Annotated in this window: 25 protein-coding genes and 1 pseudogene; 6 read left to right on the forward strand and 20 right to left on the reverse strand. The window is 70.9% G+C overall.

Annotated features, from left to right (window positions below; genetic code table 11):
- Positions 1-185: 185 nt before the first annotated feature.
- From MU852_RS05185 to MU852_RS05240, 13 genes and pseudogenes are all read right to left on the reverse strand, one after another.
- A complete protein-coding gene (locus tag MU852_RS05185; protein ID WP_249751294.1) occupies positions 186-1,367 on the reverse strand; it encodes a hypothetical protein in 1,182 nt (393 codons plus the stop codon).
- Positions 1,340-2,881 carry an NHL repeat-containing protein gene (locus tag MU852_RS05190; RefSeq protein WP_249751295.1) on the reverse strand — a complete coding sequence of 514 codons (1,542 nt, stop codon included), beginning with the start codon at positions 2,879-2,881 and terminating at the stop codon, positions 1,340-1,342. Before MU852_RS05190 ends, MU852_RS05185 begins: the two co-directional genes overlap by 28 nt.
- A 57-nt stretch (positions 2,882-2,938) precedes the next feature.
- Positions 2,939-3,763: a flagellin gene (locus MU852_RS05195; protein WP_249751296.1), complete on the reverse strand. Its 825-nt coding sequence runs from the start codon at positions 3,761-3,763 to the stop codon at positions 2,939-2,941.
- Between the two features lie 133 nt (positions 3,764-3,896).
- Positions 3,897-4,184, reverse strand: a complete 288-nt coding sequence (locus MU852_RS05200) for a flagellar protein FlaG (protein ID WP_249751297.1) — start codon at positions 4,182-4,184, stop codon at positions 3,897-3,899.
- A gap of 83 nt (positions 4,185-4,267) precedes the next feature.
- Positions 4,268-5,035, reverse strand: coding sequence for a flagellin (locus MU852_RS05205; RefSeq protein ID WP_249751298.1), 768 nt, complete (start codon positions 5,033-5,035; stop codon positions 4,268-4,270).
- Between the two features lie 314 nt (positions 5,036-5,349).
- A pseudogene (locus MU852_RS05210) lies at positions 5,350-6,128 on the reverse strand (flagellin).
- A 224-nt stretch (positions 6,129-6,352) separates the two neighbouring features.
- Positions 6,353-6,484, reverse strand: coding sequence for a hypothetical protein (locus MU852_RS17280; RefSeq protein WP_283843790.1), 132 nt, complete (start codon positions 6,482-6,484; stop codon positions 6,353-6,355).
- Positions 6,485-6,491: 7 nt separating this feature from the next.
- Positions 6,492-6,950, reverse strand: a complete 459-nt coding sequence (locus MU852_RS05215) for a hypothetical protein (protein WP_249751299.1) — start codon at positions 6,948-6,950, stop codon at positions 6,492-6,494.
- Positions 6,947-7,330 carry a M15 family metallopeptidase gene (locus MU852_RS05220; protein WP_249751300.1) on the reverse strand — a complete coding sequence of 128 codons (384 nt, stop codon included), beginning with the start codon at positions 7,328-7,330 and terminating at the stop codon, positions 6,947-6,949. The genes MU852_RS05215 and MU852_RS05220 overlap by 4 nt, the downstream gene beginning before the upstream one ends.
- Positions 7,327-7,608 carry a hypothetical protein gene (locus MU852_RS05225; protein ID WP_249751301.1) on the reverse strand — a complete coding sequence of 94 codons (282 nt, stop codon included), beginning with the start codon at positions 7,606-7,608 and terminating at the stop codon, positions 7,327-7,329. Before MU852_RS05225 ends, MU852_RS05220 begins: the two co-directional genes overlap by 4 nt.
- Complete coding sequence (locus MU852_RS05230) at positions 7,602-7,748, reverse strand: hypothetical protein (protein WP_249751302.1); 147 nt, start codon at positions 7,746-7,748, stop codon at positions 7,602-7,604. The genes MU852_RS05225 and MU852_RS05230 overlap by 7 nt, the downstream gene beginning before the upstream one ends.
- A 5-nt stretch (positions 7,749-7,753) precedes the next feature.
- A complete protein-coding gene (locus tag MU852_RS05235; RefSeq protein ID WP_249751303.1) occupies positions 7,754-9,259 on the reverse strand; it encodes a DUF2793 domain-containing protein in 1,506 nt (501 codons plus the stop codon).
- A 142-nt stretch (positions 9,260-9,401) separates the two neighbouring features.
- Entirely contained in the window at positions 9,402-9,863 is a 462-nt protein-coding gene (locus tag MU852_RS05240) for a DUF4112 domain-containing protein (protein WP_249751304.1), read from the reverse strand.
- Positions 9,864-9,895: 32 nt separating this feature from the next.
- Here MU852_RS05240 and MU852_RS05245 point away from each other — a divergent pair, with 32 nt between their 5' ends.
- Both MU852_RS05245 and MU852_RS05250 read left to right on the forward strand, forming a co-directional pair.
- The gene (locus MU852_RS05245) at positions 9,896-10,249 is read left to right on the forward strand and encodes a hypothetical protein (RefSeq protein WP_249751305.1); all 354 of its coding nucleotides are present in this window, start codon (positions 9,896-9,898) and stop codon (positions 10,247-10,249) included.
- Positions 10,174-10,881 (forward strand): endonuclease/exonuclease/phosphatase family protein, encoded by a 708-nt coding sequence (locus MU852_RS05250; RefSeq protein WP_249751306.1) that lies wholly within the window; start codon positions 10,174-10,176, stop codon positions 10,879-10,881. Before MU852_RS05245 ends, MU852_RS05250 begins: the two co-directional genes overlap by 76 nt.
- On the opposite strand, the gene MU852_RS05255 is transcribed toward MU852_RS05250, so the two are convergent.
- The 7 genes from MU852_RS05255 to MU852_RS05285 form a co-directional block, all read right to left on the reverse strand.
- A complete protein-coding gene (locus tag MU852_RS05255) occupies positions 10,862-12,070 on the reverse strand; it encodes a CCA tRNA nucleotidyltransferase (RefSeq protein WP_249751307.1) in 1,209 nt (402 codons plus the stop codon). The two genes, MU852_RS05250 and MU852_RS05255, sit on opposite strands and share 20 nt — an antisense overlap.
- Positions 12,067-12,729: a CoA pyrophosphatase gene (locus tag MU852_RS05260; RefSeq protein ID WP_249751308.1), complete on the reverse strand. Its 663-nt coding sequence runs from the start codon at positions 12,727-12,729 to the stop codon at positions 12,067-12,069. The genes MU852_RS05255 and MU852_RS05260 overlap by 4 nt, the downstream gene beginning before the upstream one ends.
- Complete coding sequence (locus MU852_RS05265; protein ID WP_249751309.1) at positions 12,726-13,283, reverse strand: DUF1285 domain-containing protein; 558 nt, start codon at positions 13,281-13,283, stop codon at positions 12,726-12,728. Before MU852_RS05265 ends, MU852_RS05260 begins: the two co-directional genes overlap by 4 nt.
- A gap of 43 nt (positions 13,284-13,326) precedes the next feature.
- Positions 13,327-13,821 carry a GNAT family N-acetyltransferase gene (locus MU852_RS05270; protein ID WP_249751310.1) on the reverse strand — a complete coding sequence of 165 codons (495 nt, stop codon included), beginning with the start codon at positions 13,819-13,821 and terminating at the stop codon, positions 13,327-13,329.
- A gap of 67 nt (positions 13,822-13,888) precedes the next feature.
- The gene (locus tag MU852_RS05275) at positions 13,889-14,662 is read right to left on the reverse strand and encodes an enoyl-CoA hydratase-related protein (protein WP_249751311.1); all 774 of its coding nucleotides are present in this window, start codon (positions 14,660-14,662) and stop codon (positions 13,889-13,891) included.
- Positions 14,662-15,387 (reverse strand): MBL fold metallo-hydrolase, encoded by a 726-nt coding sequence (locus MU852_RS05280; protein ID WP_249751312.1) that lies wholly within the window; start codon positions 15,385-15,387, stop codon positions 14,662-14,664. The genes MU852_RS05275 and MU852_RS05280 overlap by 1 nt, the downstream gene beginning before the upstream one ends.
- Positions 15,366-15,695 (reverse strand): MBL fold metallo-hydrolase, encoded by a 330-nt coding sequence (locus MU852_RS05285; protein ID WP_249751868.1) that lies wholly within the window; start codon positions 15,693-15,695, stop codon positions 15,366-15,368. Before MU852_RS05285 ends, MU852_RS05280 begins: the two co-directional genes overlap by 22 nt.
- Before the next feature lie 190 nt (positions 15,696-15,885).
- Between MU852_RS05285 and MU852_RS05290 the strand changes: the two genes are divergently transcribed.
- The 4 genes from MU852_RS05290 to MU852_RS05305 all read left to right on the forward strand — a co-directional run bounded on the left by MU852_RS05290 (position 15,886) and on the right by MU852_RS05305 (position 19,265).
- Complete coding sequence (locus tag MU852_RS05290; RefSeq protein WP_249751313.1) at positions 15,886-16,860, forward strand: hypothetical protein; 975 nt, start codon at positions 15,886-15,888, stop codon at positions 16,858-16,860.
- A gap of 104 nt (positions 16,861-16,964) precedes the next feature.
- Complete coding sequence (xth, locus tag MU852_RS05295; protein WP_249751314.1) at positions 16,965-17,750, forward strand: exodeoxyribonuclease III; 786 nt, start codon at positions 16,965-16,967, stop codon at positions 17,748-17,750.
- Positions 17,751-17,755: 5 nt separating this feature from the next.
- Positions 17,756-18,271, forward strand: a complete 516-nt coding sequence (locus tag MU852_RS05300; protein ID WP_249751315.1) for a hypothetical protein — start codon at positions 17,756-17,758, stop codon at positions 18,269-18,271.
- A 91-nt stretch (positions 18,272-18,362) separates the two neighbouring features.
- A complete protein-coding gene (locus MU852_RS05305; RefSeq protein WP_249751316.1) occupies positions 18,363-19,265 on the forward strand; it encodes a cobalamin biosynthesis protein CbiG in 903 nt (300 codons plus the stop codon).
- Positions 19,266-19,274 lie beyond the last annotated feature (9 nt).

Consider the following 19,274-nt stretch of genomic DNA (forward strand, 5'->3'; position numbering starts at 1 on the left):
CGCCTCGTCGGGCTGATCCCCGCCGGTGAAGACCAGGGCCAGCGCCACGGCGGCGACAACCACGACGGCCGCGCCCACGCCGATGATCACGCGATTGTCTTTGGGAAGGGCCATGCGACGGCTTTCACGGAGGGGGAGCGTCAATAACCCCGACCCGACGCCGGGCGTCAACCGTCAACAGGCGCTCAGGCCGTCGTGCTGAGCCGCGCCAGCGCCGCCTGGAAGTTGGCCGCCTGGGTGTCGTAATAGGCCGTCGAGCCGCCCTTGCCGGTCAGGCTGTTGGTCAGGGTTCCGGCGGTTTGCGGGCCTAGGCCCTTGTAGGCCGACCGGACGGTGGAGATCGCGCTGGCCAGGGCCTCGATGGAGGCCTTGATCGCCTCCTTGCCGTTCAGCGTCAGGGTGTTGGGCAGGCTCAGCCCATAGGCCTTCCTGTCCTTCGATTCAGCGCCCGCGGTCGTTGAGATCAGCCCCGGCGTCAGGCCCAGCGCGCCCAGCGCGTCCTTGCCTGGCGCGCCGGAGGAGATGACGGCGCCGGCCTTGTTGCTCTCGGCGGTGATCTCCAGCCGCTGCATGAAGGGGGCGGTCTTGTCGGTGACGACGGTCGCCTTCAGCTGGCGGCTGGAGGCGTTGACGATCTTCTTGGCCAGGGTGTCCAGCGTGTCCTTGGCCGTGATCTCCACCGTGACCGCGCGCGCGCCGTTGCCGGGCGTGACGGTGAACTGGTCGCCGACCCGCAATGCGGTGGCCTGGGTCAGCAGCTTGGCGTTGGTCTGGGTGATCTCGCCCTGCGGCAGGCCCAGCCGGTCCAGGACGCTGGCGCCGCCCGAGGCGACCGCGATCGTCGCGGGACGGGCCTGGGCGTTGTCGGCGGTCCAGGTCCGGCTCCACTCCACCGCGCCCGTCTCGGGGTCCAGGCGCGACAGATAGCCTTGGCTGGGATCGGCGTCGGAAGCGCCGGCCGCCCGGTTGGCGCCGGTGATCCAGACCTTGCCGTCCTTGACCACCACGTCGGCGGCGGTGTCGTCGCCCTCCCCGCCTATATAGGTCAGGCGGTCGCTGGCGGCCGGCTGCAGGTCAGCCGACATCACGGCGATGAAGGCGTCCGAACCGCCCCCGTGCGCCGTGGTCGGCGCGCCCAGGTCCAGCGCGGCGTTCTCGGTCTGGCCCGTCAGGATGACGCGCCCGTTGTCGATCGCGATCCCGGCGATGCTCCCTTGCGCCAGCCCCAGGTCGCGGGTCGCCGACAGCACGGGCGCGCCGTCTTCGCCCAGGGTGAACTGGCGCACCACCATGCGGCCGTTCTCCACCCCGGCGGTGTAGAGGTCCGAGCCCGAGACCGTCATGGCCTGGACGAAATCATCGCCCACGCCCCCGAACTGCGCCACCGCGCCCCCAGGCCCTGGACCGGCGCGATCGGCGTCGTCTGATGCTCCGAGAAGGCCTGCACATAGCCGTCCCAGCCGCCCAGGGCCGTGGCGCCCGGCATGGCCGAACGCGCGCGGCCGGCGACATAGACCTGGCCGTCCGGGCCGAAGCTGACCGCGGTCGCCTCGTCCTCGGCCTTGGCTCCGCGCCTCTGGGTCCACATCTCGGCCCCCGTCGCGTCGAAGACGGTGACGAAGCTGTCGGCCACGGTCTGGTCGGCGCCGCTCTTGCCCGGCTCCAGGGCGCCCGTGACCGATCCCGCGACGGCGACGCGGCCGTCGTCGCCCACGGCGATGGCGAAGCCGCTGGCTTCGCTGGCGGCGCCCAGCAGCCGGGTCGAGACCAGGTTGCCCGCGGAATCGAACTTCATCAGGGCGACGTCGCTCTTGCCCTTGATCGGTTGGTTGGCGTCGCCCGCGGTCAGGTCCGCCACGACCCACAGCGAACCGTCGGCCGCCGTCGCGCTGGCCCGCACGGTCCCGACGCCTTCCGGCAGCGCCGTCTGCCCCACCTGCCCGTCGACCGCGAAGGCGTCCCCCACGCGCGCCGCGGCGGCGGGAGCCGACCCGCCGTCGGCCTGGAACTTCAACAGCTGATCGACGCCCTTGGTCCCCACCCCTTGCGTCACATAGACCGCGTCGGAGACGGCGTCGGCCGAGAAGGACACGGTCTCGCCCACCGCGCCCTGGATCTCGAAGGCCCACTGGTCGGGGCCCGCCGGCAGGGTGATGGTCTTGTCGCCGCTCTTGACCGTCTTGGCCTCGCCGGGAATCTGCTCGTAGCTGACCCGCGTGGAGACGCCGGCGTCGCCCAGCTTGGCGTTGATGTGCTGCACCACCGCGCCGAAGGTGCGCGGCGTGTCGCCCATGTCGGCCAGGTCGATCTGGATCGCCCGCGATCCCACGGTCATGGTGAAGCGAACGTCGCCCTCGAAGGCCGCCACCGGTTCGCTTATGGCGCCCATGTGCACCGGCTGGGAGACGAAGGTGGTCGACGACTTCTCGATCCCCGCCGTCGTCTTGACCTTGGTCGAAGACACGCCCTGCACCAGGTCGACGCCCTCGAACTTCGTGGTCGACAGCCAGTCGCCGACCTCCTCCAGGCCGCTGGCGAAGCGCTTCTGCGTCTGGGCCAGTTCGATCGCGCTCAACCCCCGCTCCCCCGCGCGGTCGGCAAGGGCGCTGAGGGTCTCCAGACCCTTGTAGAGGGCGAAAAGGCGCGTGTAGTCGGCCGAGGCTCCGGCCAGATCCAGGTCCACGGCGCTTTCGTTGATCAGCCGGCGGCCGGCCAGGGCCGAGCGCACCAGGTCGCTGGGCTTCGAGGCGGTCTCGGTGCTGGACCAGGGCGCGGTCGGCTGGGTCTTCTTGGTTGCGGTCGTGGCGGCCGAGGTCGTGCTCGACGTCGTGGTGGTCGACGTCCCGAACAGGCCCAGCAGGTAGCTGTTGTCGATCATCATGCGGCTCCGCGCCTCACTCTTGCGCCAAGCCGGGATAACGCGGGGTTAAGCGAGGCCTCAGCCCTGGAACAGCGACAGGATCACCTGCGGCGCCTGGTTGGCGATCGACAGGGCCTGGACGCCCAGCTGCTGCTGAACCTGCAGGGCCTGCAACCGCGCGCTTTCCTTGGCTAGGTCGGCGTCGACCAGATTGCCGATGCCGGTCTCCAGCGAATCCGACAGCTTGCTGACGAAGACCGTGTGGCGTTCGATCTGCTTGGCCTGCGCGCCCAGGTCCGCCAGACGCGCGCTGCTGGTCGTGATGGCGGCCGTCACCGCCGTCAGGGCGGCCGTGGCGTTGGCCTCGCTGGTCAGGTCCAGGCCGTCCAGGCCCAGGCCGGTCAGCGTCATGTCCTGCGGATCCAGCGAGATGGTCTCGCTCGCGTTCGCATTGGCCAAGAAGTCCAGCGGCGCGGTGATCGACCCGTCGAAGATGTTGGCGCCGTCGAAGATGGCGTTGTCGGCGAACGACTGGATGGATTCCAGCAGCGACTGGAACTCGGCGTTGTAGGAATCCCGCGTGGCCTGGGTGGCGCTGGGTTCGGAGGCGGCCGTCGCCTTCTGCTTCAACTCGATCAGCAGGTCGGAGATCTGCTCGCCGGCGGCCAGAGAGACGTCGGCGATGGAGGTGGCGCGGTTCAGGCTGGTGGTCACCGCCTCCAGCGACCCCTTGTCCGCGCGTTGGCCCTGGGCCACGGCCCAGACCGCCGCATTGTCCTTGGCGCCCTGAACCTTCAGCCCGGTGTTGACACGGCTCTGCGTCGCCGCGAGCTGGTCGTTCGTGCGGTTCAGGTTCTGCAGCGCCACGAGCGCCGAGGCGTTGGTATGGATGCTGGTGGTCATGGCTTCGAGCCTCGGAACTTCTGTTCGAAGCAGGATTAACCATGAGTCGTGAGCGTATGGTTAACGCGCGGGCGACGCCGATCGCGCCGCGCGGCGGACGCCGGCGACGGGGCAAGACGTGGGTCCGGACCCTTCAGATGGTCGTGTCGACCACCTTGCCGCCTCGGTAGGTCGGGTCGGCGTTCAGCCGTTCCACCTCCTCGCGGGGCAGCTGACGGATCACCTCTCCGGTGACCCGATCCAGGACCTTGTAGATGAAGCGGCCTTCCGGGGTCGCCTCTATGGTCAGCCGCATTCGACTGATGTCGGCGTTGTCGTTTCGCGCGTCCGTCGCCGGGACGGCGGGCGGGGGCGCGGGGACGGCGGCGGCGACTTCGACGGCTGGGGATACGCTGGCTACACTCGCGACATGGTTGGACATGGCTCCAGGCGCGGCCTCGACCGCGCTCCTCTAGCGCAAGAGGTCGGCCGGAACGATCACGCGGATCGTCCCGGCCGGTCGTCTTAGCGGAACAGGCCGAGCAGGATCGAGCTCGACGAGTTGGCGATCGACAGGGCCTGCACGCCCAGCTGTTGCTTGGTCTGCAGGGCCGTCAGGCGGGCGCTTTCCTTGGCCAGGTCAGCGTCCACCAGGTTGCCGACGCCGGCTTCCAGGGCGTCTTCCATCTTGCTGGTGAAGGTGGTCTGACGCTCCAGCGACTTCGACTGGGTGCCCAGGGTCGCCAGGTCGGCCGTGAAGGCCTCGATGGCGGTCTGGACTTCGGCGGCCGTGGCGCCCGCGGGCGTCGCGTCGGCCGGAGCGGCCATGCCCACGGTGTAGGTCGTGCCGCTGGTGTCGGAGATCACGTCGACCGAGGCGGTCCACAGGTTCTCGCCGTCGAAGTTGGCGCCGGCCAGGGCGTTGTCGATTTCGGTCTGCAGGGCGTCATAGTCGGCTTGCAGAGCCGTGGTCGTGGCGGTCGAGCCGCCGGCTTCGATGGCCACCGCCAGGGACTTCATTTCGGTCAGGGCCGAGATGACGGTGTCGCCGGCCGCCAGGGCCACGTCGACGATCGATTGGCCGCGTTGCAGCGACTGCTTGACCGAGGTCAGCGAGCCCAGTTCGGCGCGCTGGTTGGTGGCGATGGCGAAGATCGCGCCGTTGTCCTTGGCCGAGGAGACGGCCTGACCGGTGCTGACGCGGTTCTGGGTGGTGGCGAGCGCCCGGCTGGTGGCGTTCAGGGACTGCAGCGCGACGTTGGCGCCGTAGTTCGTGTTGATGCTGTTAGCCATTTTGGCTGTCCTTCTTCACTTCGTGGTGTCCGGCGTCGTTTTGACGGCCGGGGGCCTTTTGCCCACCTGGATGGAAGCAAATGCCGGGCCAGAGCGAAGATTAACGGGCCAACGCAAGACCCGCTCATATTATTGATTTTGCTGAGTTATATCGCCGTTTACGTTAAGGCTGCGGCAGGAAATGCCGGGTCGGCGGCAAGGTCTGCCGGGCGCCCGGCAAAATCTGCCCGGCACGAACTGCCGGACAAGCAAAAAGGCGGCCGAACCCGGGTTCGGCCGCCTTTGCGAGGTCAGGCGCCTTGCGGCGCGAGGGCTTAGCCCTGGAACAGGCCCAGCAGGATCTGGCTGGACGAGTTGGCGATCGACAGGGCCTGCACGCCCAGTTGCTGCTTGGTTTGCAGGGCCGTCAGGCGGGCGCTTTCCTTGGCCAGGTCGGCGTCCACCAGGTTGCCGATGCCGGCTTCCACCGCATCCTGCATCTTGCTGTTGAAGGTCGTCTGGCGTTCCAGCGACTTGGACTGGGTGCCGATCGTGGCCAGGCTGGCGGTGAAGGATTCGATCGTCGTCTGCACGGCCGCGGCGGTGGCGGTGGCGGGCGTCGGGTCCACGGCGGCGGCGAAGCCGATGTCGTAGGTCGTGCCGCCCGTGTCGGTGATCACGCTGTTCACCGCGCCGTCGGTCCACAGGTTGACGCCGTCGAAGTTGGCGCCGGCCAGCGCCGCGTCGATCTCGTCCTGCAGGGCGTCGTAGTCGGCCTGGAGCGCGTCGGTGGTGGCGGTCGAGCCGCCGGCCTCGATCGCGACGGCCAGCGCCTTCATTTCGGTCAGGGCGGACACCACGGTGTCGCCGGCCGTAGGGCCACGTCCACGATCGATTGGCCGCGTTGCAGCGACTGGCGCACCGAATTCAGGGCGCCCAGTTCGGCGCGTTGATTGGTGGCGATGGCGAAGATGGCGCCATTATCCTTGGCCGTCGCCACGGCCAGTCCCGTGCTGACACGGTTCTGCGTCACGGCCAACGAACGGTTGGTCGCGTTGAGGTTCTGCAGGGCCACCAGGGCGCCCGCGTTCACATTGATGCTGTTGTTAGCCATTTTGGCTGTCCTTTTTCACTTCGTGTGATGTCCGACGCCATTTTGGCGGCCGGGAGCATTTTGCTCGGTCTTCCAGGAGCAAGGTCGAGGCCAGGCGTCAGGCGCGCCGGCCGCCCGCTAACCCATTGAAACTATTACATCTCATTGCAAGGCTGGCGGTGACGCCGGGCAAGCTTGTCCGCCTCACGGCAGAAGTTGCCGGGTCGAAGCTGCCGGGCGAGGGTTCAGTCGGCCCCGCGCGCCCGGTCCTGCAGGGCCCGCTCGGCCAGCAGGGTCTGGACCGCCAGCCGGCGCGCGGCGTCGCAGGCCACGATCTGGCCGCCGCGCGCCGCATAGGCCGCCTCCAGGTCGCCCACGGCGGGGTCAGCGGGCAGGGTCGCCAGGGCGCACGGCCGCGTCGCCGCTTCCGGCAGGACCAGCCGCACCGGCGCAGCCGTCAAGGTCGGGGGCGATCCCGCACAGCTCGCCGTCATGACGACGCAGGCGATCGGCGCGATCGGTTTCAAGGGGCTGATGGGCATCGGCGGCGCTCCTGGCCTGGTCGAGGGCGGCGGCCGTGACCTGGCCGACCGTCGCCTCGCGTTGATGGAATTGGTCGAGGCGGCGCATCTGGTCGGCGGCGCCCTGGGCCTCCAGGCGGCGCGCGTCGGCCTCGGCCCGGCCCAGGGCGGCGCCCGCCTCGGCCCGCTCCAGCCGCCGCCGATCGAACCCCAGCGGATCCCAGCGCAGGCCCAGGCCGCCCAGCAGCGCCGACAGCAGGACCAGCGCCGTCACGCCGCCGGCGATCCAGGCGGCCGCGCGCATAAGGACGCGGGGGCTCATGCAAACGCCTTCCGGTCCAGTTCGAAATGAGGGCCGTCGCGCAGGGTGGGCCAGTCCCCGCCCCAGACGATGGGCGTGCCCCGCGCGGCCGCGGCGGCGCGGAAGGCCTCGGCGATCCGGCCGTACAGCGGCCAGTCCCAGCGCACGCGCCCCTCCACCAGGGCGGCGACGTCCACCGCGTGTCCGGTCAGGTGGCGCGAGCTCAGCGTCCGGCTGGCCCCGGCGCGCACCAGGGCCGCCTGCCGCGCGGGCGAGCGCAGCCCCTCGGTGACCATGAAGTCGACCGGCGTGATCAGGATCGCAGCCTCCACCACCGCGACCAGGGCCGGATGAACGCCCTGAAGCCGCGCGAGAGAGCGGGTCGAGAGTCTGTAGCTCATGGCCGCCCCCGAACCGCCAGGCGCAGGCGCAGATTGGCCGCCACCGCGGCCAGTTGCTGGGCCGTCGGCGCCACCAGGTACAGGACCAGGATCAGCGCCATCAGCGTCATCAGTCCGTTCGCCGTCTCTGGCAGGCGTTCGGGCGGCGTCGCCCGCACCGCGCCCCGCAGCAGCCAGAACAGGGCGGCCGTCACCGTGAAGGCGTAGAGCCTGCGCCAGAACCAGCGCCCCTCGGCCAACGGCCGCGCCGGTCGTCTCGTCCCCAGCCGCTTCACCATGTCTCCTCCTCCCCCTCCAGAGGACCGTCGCGGCGGCCGTCGGCCATGCCGCGCCAGTCGTCCTCGCTCAGGCTGGCGGGAACCTCCCAGGTCTCCTCGTCCAGCACCTCGACCGCCTCGGGCGCGCGCAAGCGTCTCATCGCGGTCACCCGATCGCCGTGACGCGCACGGCGCCCGGCGCGCCCGCCCCGCCCGCGCCGGACAGGCTCTGGCCCGCGCCGCCGCCGCCTCCGCCGCCGCCGTAAAGGCCGCCCGCGCCGCCCGGCTGTCCCGACCCCGAGGCCAGGGCGCCGGCTCCGCCGCCGCCGCCGCCCGCCATCGACAGGGCCGCCGATGGCGCATCGCCTCCCGCGCCGCCGGAACTGGCGCCGCCCGTCCCGCCTTGGCCGGGTCTCAGGATCACCGCGCCCGCGCCGCCGGCCCCGCCCTGGCGCGCCGCGTTGGAGGCGCTCAAGCCCCCACCCGCGCCGCCCCCGCCTGGTCCGGACGGCAGGGCCGACGCGGCGCCCGCTCCCGCCGTGCCGGAGATGGAGGACGCCCCGCCGCCGTTGGCCGGCTGCACGCCGCCGCCGCCCGCGCCCGCCGCGCCCGAGGCGGCCAGTCCCCCGCCGCCGCCCAGGCCGCCGTGGGCCTGGAGGATCGTCTCGCCGTTCAGCCGGACGCCGCTGACGCCGCCGGCGGCCCCGGCCTGTCCCGCTCCGCTGACGGCCGCCCCGCCCGCGCCGCCCGGTCCGACGTCGATCAGGATGTCGCCGTCCAGGACGGCCGCGGGCCAGCGCGCTTCGGACACGCCGCCCGCGCCGCCGCCCCCGCCGCCGTAACGGACCGTGCCCGCCGCCCCGGCCATGCCGGACCCGCCGCCGCCGCCGCCGCCGATGGCCACGACCTCGATCCACCGCGCCCAGGCGGGCGGCGAATAGGCGGCGTCGGCGGTGAACAGGACGCTTTCGACCCGCGCGGCCCCCTGGTCGAACGACACCCGGCCGGTGGCGCGGTCCACCGACCAGGCGGTGCGCCAGGTTCCGCCGTCCGCGCTGACCTTCAGGCTCAGGTCGTCGTTTCCGACCAGCCCCAGCTCGGCTCGGCCGCCGTAGCCGCTCTGGAACAACAGCGACAGCACGTCGCCCGCCGCCTCCTTGTTCAGCGTCATCCGCAGGTCGCCGTCGCCGCTTTCTCCGGCGCCCAGGGCCGTGAACAGCAGCTTGTTGACCTTGGCCGCGAAGGGATTGGCCGCGTCCGCCGTGGTGTTGATCCCCAGCCGCAGCACGCTCAGCGCGTCGCCGCTCGCCCCGCCGATCCAGTCCGCCAACGACGTCCAGCCGGCGTCCGTTCGCGTCACCACCTCCTCGGCGTCCAGCACCACGGCCAGCAGGCCCCGCGGCGCCGGAACGACCGCCCAGCCGCCCGCCTCGTAACGCATCAGGTCGCCCGCCGCCCGGCCGCTCCAGCCGGCGCCGGTCGGATCGTCGGGCAGGATGTAGAGGTCGCCCTCGCCCGGCGCGGCGGGAGCCTCGGCGGTCGTGCGGCTGATCACGGCGGTCTGCAGCAGGGCGTCCAGCCGCGTCAGGGCGGTGTTCAGGGTCACGTGCTTCTGCATCTGGCCCGCGGCCAGATAGGGCAGCGCCAGGCGGGCGCTGAAGTCGTCGCTCATCGCAATCTCCATCGGTGTGGAGATCAGCCTGACTCAGCCGCCGACCCAGGCGCGCCGCTCGTCGTTTCGACCCGTCAAGCCGTTGATCGCGAACGCGACTTTCTTCGGAATTGGGATGGCTGGCGGCGTCCGGCGCGCGCAATCAGTCGTGCAGATAGACGATGCGCTTCAGCTTGGGGTCGTCTCGCACCGTGGCCAGGTGCCGCTCGTGATCGCCGCTGGCGCGCGCCGCCGCCTCGTTGTCCTCGACCCAGTGGGTCGCCTCGATATGTTTCTGCAGGGCGCGGGCGGCCAGCAGCTGCCCGGGAAAGAAGGTGTCCACCAGATCGCCCGCCAGGGGGACGGTTCCCGTGGCCGTGTCGACGGCCATGTAGGCGGCCATGCGCGCCAGCACCGCCGGCGTGGCCCGCGCCCGCGTCGCCTGCCACATCAGCCACCCCGCCGTGCCGACGGTATAGGCCGTGCCCACCACCGGAACCCAGGTCAGCAGGGCGTCCATGCCGAAGCCGACGGGACCGATGCCGATGACCCGGTCCGAAAGCTTCTTCACGCCCTCGACATTGGCCCAGATCTTCTCGATATCCGCGATGGTCCGCCCGGCCATTGTCCCCTCCTGCCGACGATCAACGCCCGATCATGCCCCTCGTTCAACCGCAAAGCCTGTCGCTGCCGCTGATCCTGAGATGGGCGGCCAATGCGGTCGCGATCTGCGGCTTCCTGGGCGCGGCGAGCTTCGGCCTGGCGGCGCTCAGCGGGATCGGCCACCGCTGGGTCGACATCCTGGCCCAGTTCACCGCGCCGGTGCTGATGGCGGCCCTGATCGCCGCCCTGGCCTGCCTGATCCTGCGCCTTTGGCCGGCCGCCGTCGCGGGCGGCCTGGCCTGCCTGGTGCTGGCCGTCGCGGTCTGGCCGCAGTGGACGCCCCCAAGGGCCGGCCCCAGGCGGGCGCGCCGATCGTGCGGGTCTATTCCGCCAACGTCTGGGCCCTGAACACCGATGTCGCGGCCATGGCCCGGTCCATCGCCGCCGCCGACGCCGACGTGGTGATCCTGGTGGAGTTCGGCGACGCCCCGGCCGCCCGCATCGACCAGGTGCTGGCCGGCTATCCGCATCGCGCCCTGCTGGGGCGGATCGACCGACCCGGCGGCCCGGCCCGGTCGGTGATCGCGTCTCGCCGTCCGATCCTGCGCCAGCTGCCCGATCCGCCGGACGGCCTCAGCACCGTGGGCGCCGTCGTCGATACGGCCCTGGGTCCGATCACCGTCTTCGGCGTCCACCTGACCCGCCCGTGGCCGTTCCAGTATCAGTGGGGCCAGATCACCCAGGTCATGGCCCTGGACGCGCGCCGGCGCGCCGCGCCCGACCATCCGGTCATCGCCGCCGGCGATTTCAACAGCGTCTCGACCGCGCGCATCGGCCGGCAGATGAAGACCGACCTGGGCCTGGTCCCCGCGCCCGGCTGGCCCGGCACCTGGCCCAGCCGACTGCCCGCCTTCCTGGGCATCACGATCGACCAGGTCTGGCGTTCGCCCGACCTGGCCCTGCTGTCGCGCCGCCTGGGAGAGCCGACCGGATCAGACCACCGCCCGGTCGTCACCGAATTCACCCGCGCGGCCGAATAAGCGCCCGCAGCCGCGCCTCGTGCCCGTCGGACGGAAAGTCGGCGGCGATCCAGTCCGCCTCGAACGCCTTGAGCAGGCGCCCCGTCTCGGGCCCGGGCGCAACGCCCAGCCGCGCCAGGTCGTGTCCGCCCACCGGCATCCGCGGCGGCGTCCAGGTTTCGGCCAGGACGCGCAGCGGCGCGCCGTCGCCGCCGCCCTTCGCCTCGGCCCGCGCCAGACGATCCTCGAACGCCGCCCGGCCTAGCCGATAGAGGGCCGCGCGCGCCGCCGCCGGCGCCGCGCCCGGCGCGACCGGCGGTCCGTCCGCGACCATGACGGCCAGCCGATCCCGCAGCGCGTTCGACAGGCGCAAACGCCGGGCCGCCGCCCTCACCGCCGCCTCGTCTTCCGGCAACAGGGCCGACAGCCTCAGCGCAGGATCGGGGCTGAGGGCGCACATGGCCTCGAACATCGCCGGCGGTTCGGCTTCGGGCAGGATCTGCGCCAGCACGCCGCTGTCCGTCATGGCGCGCAGGGCCGGGCGCGGATCGGGCGCGGCCAGCAGTTTCAGCAGTTCCTTCGACACCCGCTCGGCCGACAGGCGCGCCATGCCGTCCTTCAGCCGCGTGCACGCCGCCAGACCCGCCGCGTCGGGCGCGCCCCGGCCGTACCAGGCGTAGAAGCGGAAGAAGCGCAGGATGCGCAGATAGTCCTCGCGGATCCGGGTCTCGGCCTCGCCCACGAAGACGACCCGCCCGGCAGCCGCATCCGCCAACCCGCCCCCCATCGGATCGAACACCGTACCCTGCGCATCGGCGTAGAGGGCGTTCAGCCGGAAGTCCCGCCGCGCCGCGTCCTCGGCCCAGTCCTCGGTGAAGGCCACGACCGCGCGCCTCCCGTCCGTCTCCACGTCGCGCCGCAGGGTGGTGATCTCATAGGGCCGGCGCCCCGAGACGCCCGTGACCGTTCCATGCTCGACGCCCGTGGGCACGGCCTTCAGGCCCGCCGCCTTCAGCGCCTGGATCGTCTGTTCGGGCCTCAGGCGGGTGGCGATGTCGATGTCGTCGACCGGTTGGCCCATCAGGCTGTTGCGAACGCAGCCGCCGACGAAGCGGGCGCAGTCTGTCCCGCCCGCCGCCGCCAACGCCGCCATCACCGCCCGCGTCGAGGCCGCGCGCAGCCACGGCTGGTCCGCCATCGAGGCCGTCACGCCGCGTCCTCGCCGGCGGCGGCGCCGGGCGCGGCCTCGTCGCCATAGAGGCGCGCGTGCAGCCCCTTCAGTATGCCCGCGGTCGCCCCCCAGATGTAGCGCTCTCCCCACGGCATGGCCCAGAACCAGCGCCGCAGACCCGCGTCGACATCGTAGAAGTCCTGGCGGTGGTTGGCCGCGTCCATCAGGAAGTCCCAGGGCGTCTCGAACACCTCGGCCACCTCGTCCGGCGACGGCGTGACGCGCGGCGGCTCGCGCAGCCAGCCGACCACCGGCGTCACCAGGAAGCCCGTGCCGGTCTCATAGGCGTCCGACAGGCCCAGGACCTCCACCGCCGCCGGGGCCAACGCCACCTCCTCGTCCGCTTCGCGCAGGGCGGCGGTCACGGCGTCCTCGCCGGGGTCCAGCCGCCCGCCCGGAAAGGCGATCTGGCCGGTGTGGCTGGCCAGGGTGTCGGCCCGGCGGGTCAACAGCACCGTCGCCCCTTCCGCGCGCGCCACCACGGGCACCAGCACCGCCGCAGGCCTCAGCTCGGCCTTCACCCGGTTCATCGTCGGGTTCAGGTCGAAGTCGGACCGCGCAGCCTGGAAGCCCGGCCGCCAACTGTCGACCGGCGCCAGCCGCTCGACCAGCCGCGTCCTCAGCGTCTCCAGGCTCACGACAGCGCCCCCAGATCGAACGCCTGGCCGGCCGAGCGCAGCACCAGTCGCCCGTCGACCGCCTCGGCCGCCTCGACCATGTCGTAGAAGACCGGCCGCACGATCCGCGCCCACAAGTCCCGCCGCACATGGAGGCGCGGGCGCGGCTCGCCCGTCGCCGCGTCGGTCTCGACGACGATGGGATTGGCCGCATCGACGCGAACCTCGTCGCCGACGTCGGTCGTGAAGATCAGCGCGTCGCGCTCGCGGCGCATGGCCACCGCGCGGAACGGCAGATCCTCCACCCCGATCCGCAGTTTCTCGACCGGCGTGACCAGATGGTAGCCGTCCGGATCCTTGCGCAGGACGGTGGAGAACAGCCGCACCAGCGCCTCGCGCCCGATGGGCGACCCCTCGTGCATCCATACGCCGTCGGCGCGGATGACGATGTCGATCTCGCCGCAATGCGGCGGATTCCACAGATGCACCGGCGGCAGGCCGCGCCCCGGCGCCTGGCGGGCGGCCTCGGTGACGGCTTCAAGGCCGGCGCTGGCTTTGGGCGTGATCGTCGTCATGTGCGAACATGACTTAGGCCGCTCGCGCGGTCTCGAAAAGGCGTCAGCCGATACGGACAGGGCCCTCGACGCGCTCGACCCCCGCGCCCAGCCAAAGGATCCGCCGCCGGTCCACCGGCCCCGGCAACGCCGCGCCCGGCGCGGGCTGGAAGCCGAAACGCTCGAAATAGGGCCGGTCGCCGACCAGAAGCACGCCGCCGACGCCCATTCGGCGCGCCTGGTCGACGCAGGCCTGCACCAGTTCGGCGCCCAGCCCGTCGCTGCGCGCGGCCTGGTCCACGGCGATCGGGCCCAGAAACAGCGCGCGCGTTTCGCCGACCAGGATGGGCCACAGCCGGACCGAACCGATCACCCGGTCGTCCTGGCGCGCCACGAAACCGGCGCTTGGGGTCGAGCCCTCTCGCAGCCGCTCGGCCGTCTTGGCGAAACGGCCCGGCCCAAACGCGGCCAGGACCAGCGCCTCCACGCCTTCGGCGTCGGCCGGGGTCTCGGCGTCGATGCGGCTGGCGGCCGAGGGCTGGACGAGGGCGTGCGACATGGGCGCTCCGGTGCGGGCGCGCGCACCTAGGACCAAAGCGGCGCCAAATCAAGGCGCGCGGTTCGCCTCAGCCCGCCTTGGAGAAGTCCGGCGCCCGCTTCTGGGTGAAGGCCATGAAGGCCTCCATCGCCTCCGGGCTCTTCATCTGCGATCCGAAGGCCTCGCCCTCGCGCTGCATCCGCGTCCACAAGGCCTCGGCGTCGCGCATCAGGCGCTTGGTCTTGCGGATCGAATTGGGCGCGCGCGCCGCCAGGGCGGCGGCCAGGGCGGCGGCCGTCTCTTCGACCTGGCTGGCCGGAACCGCCCGGTTGGCCAGGCCCCAGGCCAGGGCCGTGCGGCCGTCGATCGCCTCGCCCAGGGCGAACAGTTCAAAGGCGCGCTGGTGACCGATCGCCGCCGGCAGCAGCAGGCTGGACGCCGCCTCCGGCGCCAGGGCCAGATTGACGAACGGGACCGACAGCAGGGCGTCCTCGGCAACGACCACCATGTCGCAATGAAGCAGCATGGTCAGGCCGATGCCGACGGCCCGCCCCCTGACGGCCGCCACCAACGGCTTGTCCAGATCCGCCAGGGCCTTCAGGAAACGGAACACCGCCATGTCGAAGGGCTGCTCCGTCTGCGAACCGATGGCGATGAAGTCGCCGATGTCGTTGCCGGCCGAGAAACTGTCGCCCTCGGCCTTCAGCAGCACCGCCCGGACGGCGGCGTCGGCGCGCGCGCGCTCGGTCGCCTCCGACAGGGCGGCGTACATGGCCTGGGTGATGGCGTTCTTCTTGTCGGGGCGCGCCATCACGATGCTGAGCACGCCGTCGTCGAGATCGGTGCGGATGTGTTCGCTCATCAGGCTTCCTCGTCCCTTTCGACGTTCGACCACCAGTCGACGCCGTTCGTGTCGCGCGTCCGCCGTGCGCGGCCGCGCCTTTCCAGATAGTTGAGGTGCGCCTGGGCCTCGCCCGTGGCCATGCCCAGCATCGCATCCCCCACCGCCCGGCCGAACACGGCCGGAAAGGCGTCCAGCACCCTAGTCGGTTTCCGCAGCGTCCGTTCAAGTCGTTTCAGCGCGGTTTCGTGCCCGCGCCTCAAGGCGGCCAGCCGTTCGTGAACGCCTCGGAACGGCTCTCCGTGCGAGGGCAGGATCAAGGCGTGCGCCGGCAACAGGGCGCGCAGCCTGGCCAGGGAGTCCATCCAGTCGCCCAGGGGATCGGCGTCCGGCTCGGTCGGCCAGACGGAGACGTTGGAGGAGATGCGCGGCAGGATCTGGTCCCCGGCGATGAAGACGTCGTCGGACGTCCGCCACAGGCAGACGTGCTCGGGGCTGTGCCCGGCCCCGACCACCACCCGCCATTCCTCGCCGCCGATCGTCAGCGCCTCGCCGTCCTGCAACCGCGTGAAGGCGCGCGGCAGGGGGCTGACCCCCTTGCCGAACATGCCGTAGCCTTCGCGCCAGGCGGCGATCTGCTGATCGCTCCACCCGGCGGCGCGATAGAAGACCTCGCCCTCCGGCGGCGCGTCCCCCGCGCTCTCGGCCGCCAGCGTCCGTCCGGTCAGATATTCCGTCCGCGACATCGAAGCGGCGCGCCCGTCCGCCGACACAGCCAGCCGGCCAGGCCGATGTGGTCGGGATGCATATGGGTGCAGATGACCCGCGTGATCGGCCGCCCCTGCAGCGGACCGGCAAGCAGGGCCGTCCAGGCCTCGATCGAAGCCGGCGTGTTCAGCCCCGCGTCGATCACGGCCCATCCAGCCCCGTCGTCCAGGACATGGATATTCACGTGGTCGAGTTGGAACGGCAACGGAAAGCGCGCCCACAGCACGCCTGGCGCGATGTCGTGCGCTTGACCCGGCAAGGGCGCGGCATGATCCAGATATGCCACGTTCAAAGCCGGTCTCGGTGGGCGGATGCAGGGCTTGAACCGTCCAAGTGCGTCTCCATTCGAAACGCTATGGTTAGGCCGGTCAGGCGTTCACGTCCAGGCACGCCGCCTTATGGTCAACCTTGACGACGCTATCTTCAGGAGACAAGGCTCCCGCAAGACCTTTCCGGCTTGTAATGAGGATTGTCCGGTGTTGAAAAAATCGTTGGCCGCCATGTGCGGCGTCGCTGCTGCTCTTTTGGTTGGCACGCCCGTCTTTTTGACGCCGACTACGGCGTTCGCGGAGATGTCCGGACAGTCCACCCTGCTCCGCGGTGGTCGCTCCAACGAATATCAGGATCAGCGTGAGCAGCAACGCGAATCGCGTCGCCAACAGCGCGAGGGACGTCAGGAGCGGCAGCAAGAGGCAGCGCCTGCCGATCCCGAGAAAGCCAAGGCGGATGCCCAGACAGCTCTAACCGCCACCGGCTCGTCATGCTCGGTGACCGAGGCTAAGTTGCTGGGCCAAACGGCCGAACGGGTCGATCTCTTCGAGGCGGTCTGCGCTACCGGCCCTGGCTATATCGTCGTCGCTTCGACACCGCCTCAGGCCGTGGATTGCGCTCTGCTGGCGAGCCAGGCCGAAACGGCGCGTGCAGCGGATCCCGCTGCGGACGTGGGAACGCTCTGCACGCTTCCGGCGAACCAGAATATCGCATCCGTCTTCTCCGGTTATGCGCGCGAAGCCGGCATTTCTTGCGACGTGGACGAAGGTTTGGCGATTGGGCAAACCTCGACCGGTGAAACCGTGTATGAAATCGGCTGCTCCAACTCCGACGGCTACTGGCTCGAAAAGACAGCCTCCGGCTGGACCAAGACCCCCTGCCTGCAGATCATGAGCCAAGGCAAGGCGTGCCGCTTTACGACCGTCGCCGAACAGGTCTCGGATTTGCAAAAGCTGTTTACTGGTACGGACGCCTCGGATTGCACCGTTCAGCAGATCAAGCTGATGGGGCAGAATGCGAATGGCCAGTTCATTGAGGCCAAATGCGAAGCGGCCGGCACAGGTTACATCGCCCGCATCAAGGATGGTGCGGTTGCCCAGGTTTACGGCTGCCCGGCGCCGACGATCGGCGGCGGCTGCACATTGACCACTACGCCGGAAGCCGACGCGACCGAACAGTAAGCCGTCGCCGCATCACTTCCCAGACGCCGCCGGATCGCAACGGCGGCGTCTTTGTTTCTGTCGCCCTCTTTCCCCGAACCGAGACGCGGCCTAGCGTCCCCGCCATGCGCATCGCCACCTGGAACGTGAATTCGATCAACGCCCGCCTGCCCACGGTGCTGGCGTGGATGGAGCAGGCCAATCCCGACGTCGCCTGCTTCCAGGAGATCAAGTGCGTGGACGAGAAGTTCCCGCGCGAGGCGTTCGAAAGCCTGGGCTACAACATCGAGACCCACGGCCAGAAGTCCTACAACGGCGTCGCCCTGCTCTCGAAACACCCGATGTCCGATGTCCGGCGCGGCCTGCCGGACGACGAGGCGGACGAACAGGCCCGGTATCTGGAAGCCCTGATCGAAGCCCCCCGCCCGATCCGGGTCGGGGCGATCTATCTGCCCAACGGCAATCCGATCGGGACCGAGAAGTTCGACTACAAGCTCGCCTGGTTCGACCGGCTGAACGCCCATGCGCGTCGCCTCCTTGCCCATGAGGAGCCGTTGGCGCTGTGCGGAGACTACAACGTCATCCCCGAGCCCGAGGACGCCCGCAATCCCGCCGCCTGGACCGACGACGCCCTGTTCCAGCCCCAAAGCCGCCGCGCCTTTCGCGCGCTGAAGAACCTGGGCCTGGCCGATGCGCATGAGATCGGCGACGAACCGGCCGGGACCTATACCTTCTGGGACTATCAGGCCGGCGCCTGGCAGCGCGACCACGGCATCCGCATCGACTTCGCCCTGCTGTCTCCGCAGGCGGCGGACCGCCTTCGCGGCGTCGAGACCCACCGCGAGGCCCGGGACATGGAAAAGCCCAGCGACCACGTGCCGGTGGTGATCGACCTCGACCTGGAGGGCTGAGCGTCATGGCCGACGCCTTCAGGGTGGTCCTGCTGGTCGCCCTGGCGGCCGCGCTGTTGACGACGCTGGCGCTGGGTCTGTCCTGGTGGATGGAGCCGTCCCGGCGGATGCGGCGCGCCCTGCTGAAGGCGCTGGGCGGCGCCCCGGAGGTCGAGGCCATGGCGGTCGGCGAAGGCCGGGCCTGCGCCCTGAACTTCGATGTCGAGCAGGTCGTCGTGCTGTGGGCCAACGGCGCCCACGGCCTGGCCTACCATTTCCAGGAGGTGGACGGGGGCGAGATCATCGTCGACGGCCATGTCGTCGCGCGGGTCCGCCGCGGCGAGGCGCGCAAGGCGCTGGACGTCATGGCGCCGGACGCCGAACAGGTGGTGCTGCGGCTGATGTTCGCGGACGCCCGGAACCCGGAGTTCGAACTGGCGCTGTGGGACGCCGCCGCGCCCGCCCCGACGGGATCGCCGGGCGAAGCCCTGCGGCTGGGCCGGCGCTGGCTGTCTCATCTGGAAGCCCTGCTGAAGGGGTGAGCGCCGGCGTTCGGGGGCTTTCGATCCCCGCGCGGGAGCGCTAGAAGCGGCGGCTCGTTCCCCCTTCTCGCATCCCCTGAAGGAGCCCGCCGTGGCCCGCCTTTTCGACGCCTACATCGTGGCCGACTGGACCGCCGCCGAGACCAGGAAGCTGGGCGACAACTCGTTGTGGATCGGCGTGGCCAAGCGCGACGTGCGCTTCCGTCTGTACACGGAGACGCACAATGTCGCGACCCGCGCCGAGGGCGAGGCCCTGCTGAACAGCCTGCTGGCCGATCACCGAAAGCGCGGCGATCGGGTGCTGGTCGGCTTCGACTTCAACCTGGGCTATCCGGCGGGCACGGCCGCGCGGCTGAAGTTGTCCGGCGCGCCCTGGCAGGCGATGTGGAAGTTCATCGCCGCCAACGTGGTCGACAAGGCCGACAACACCAACAACCGCTATCAGGTGGCGGCCAAGATGAACCGGCTGATGACCGACGAGGCCTGGCCGCTGTGGGGCGCGCCGGCCAAGCAGGCGCAGCGCTGGCTGACCACCACCAAGCCGCCGCAGGGCACGGGCGACATCCCCGAGTTCCGCGCCACGGAGGACGCGGCGCGCAAGGGGCGGCTTCAGCCCAAGAGCGTCTGGCAGATGCACGGCGCCGGCGCCGTCGGCGGCCAGACCCTGGTCGGGATTCCCGCCGTGCGCCGCCTGCTGGAGGCCCTGGGGCCTTCGGGCGCCGTCTGGCCGTTCGGCACGGGTTGGCGCGCCCTGACCCCGGAGGACGTCGCGCCGCTCTCAGCCCTGGTGGTCGAGGTGTGGCCGTCGATGTTCGACGCCCGGCCGGCCGAAGGCGAATACAAGGATCAGGCCCAGGTCCGCGCCACGGCCGAGGCCCTGGCGCGGCTTGACGACGCGGGCGACCTGGCCGGCGCCTTCGCCCCGCCCAAGTCGGCCGCCCCGGAACTGATCGACCGGGTCGAGCAGGAAGAAGGCTGGATCCTGGGCGTCTGACGCCCGCCC

The organism is Brevundimonas albigilva, from assembly GCF_023503965.1.
GTDB classification, from domain to species: Bacteria; Pseudomonadota; Alphaproteobacteria; order Caulobacterales; family Caulobacteraceae; genus Brevundimonas; species Brevundimonas albigilva.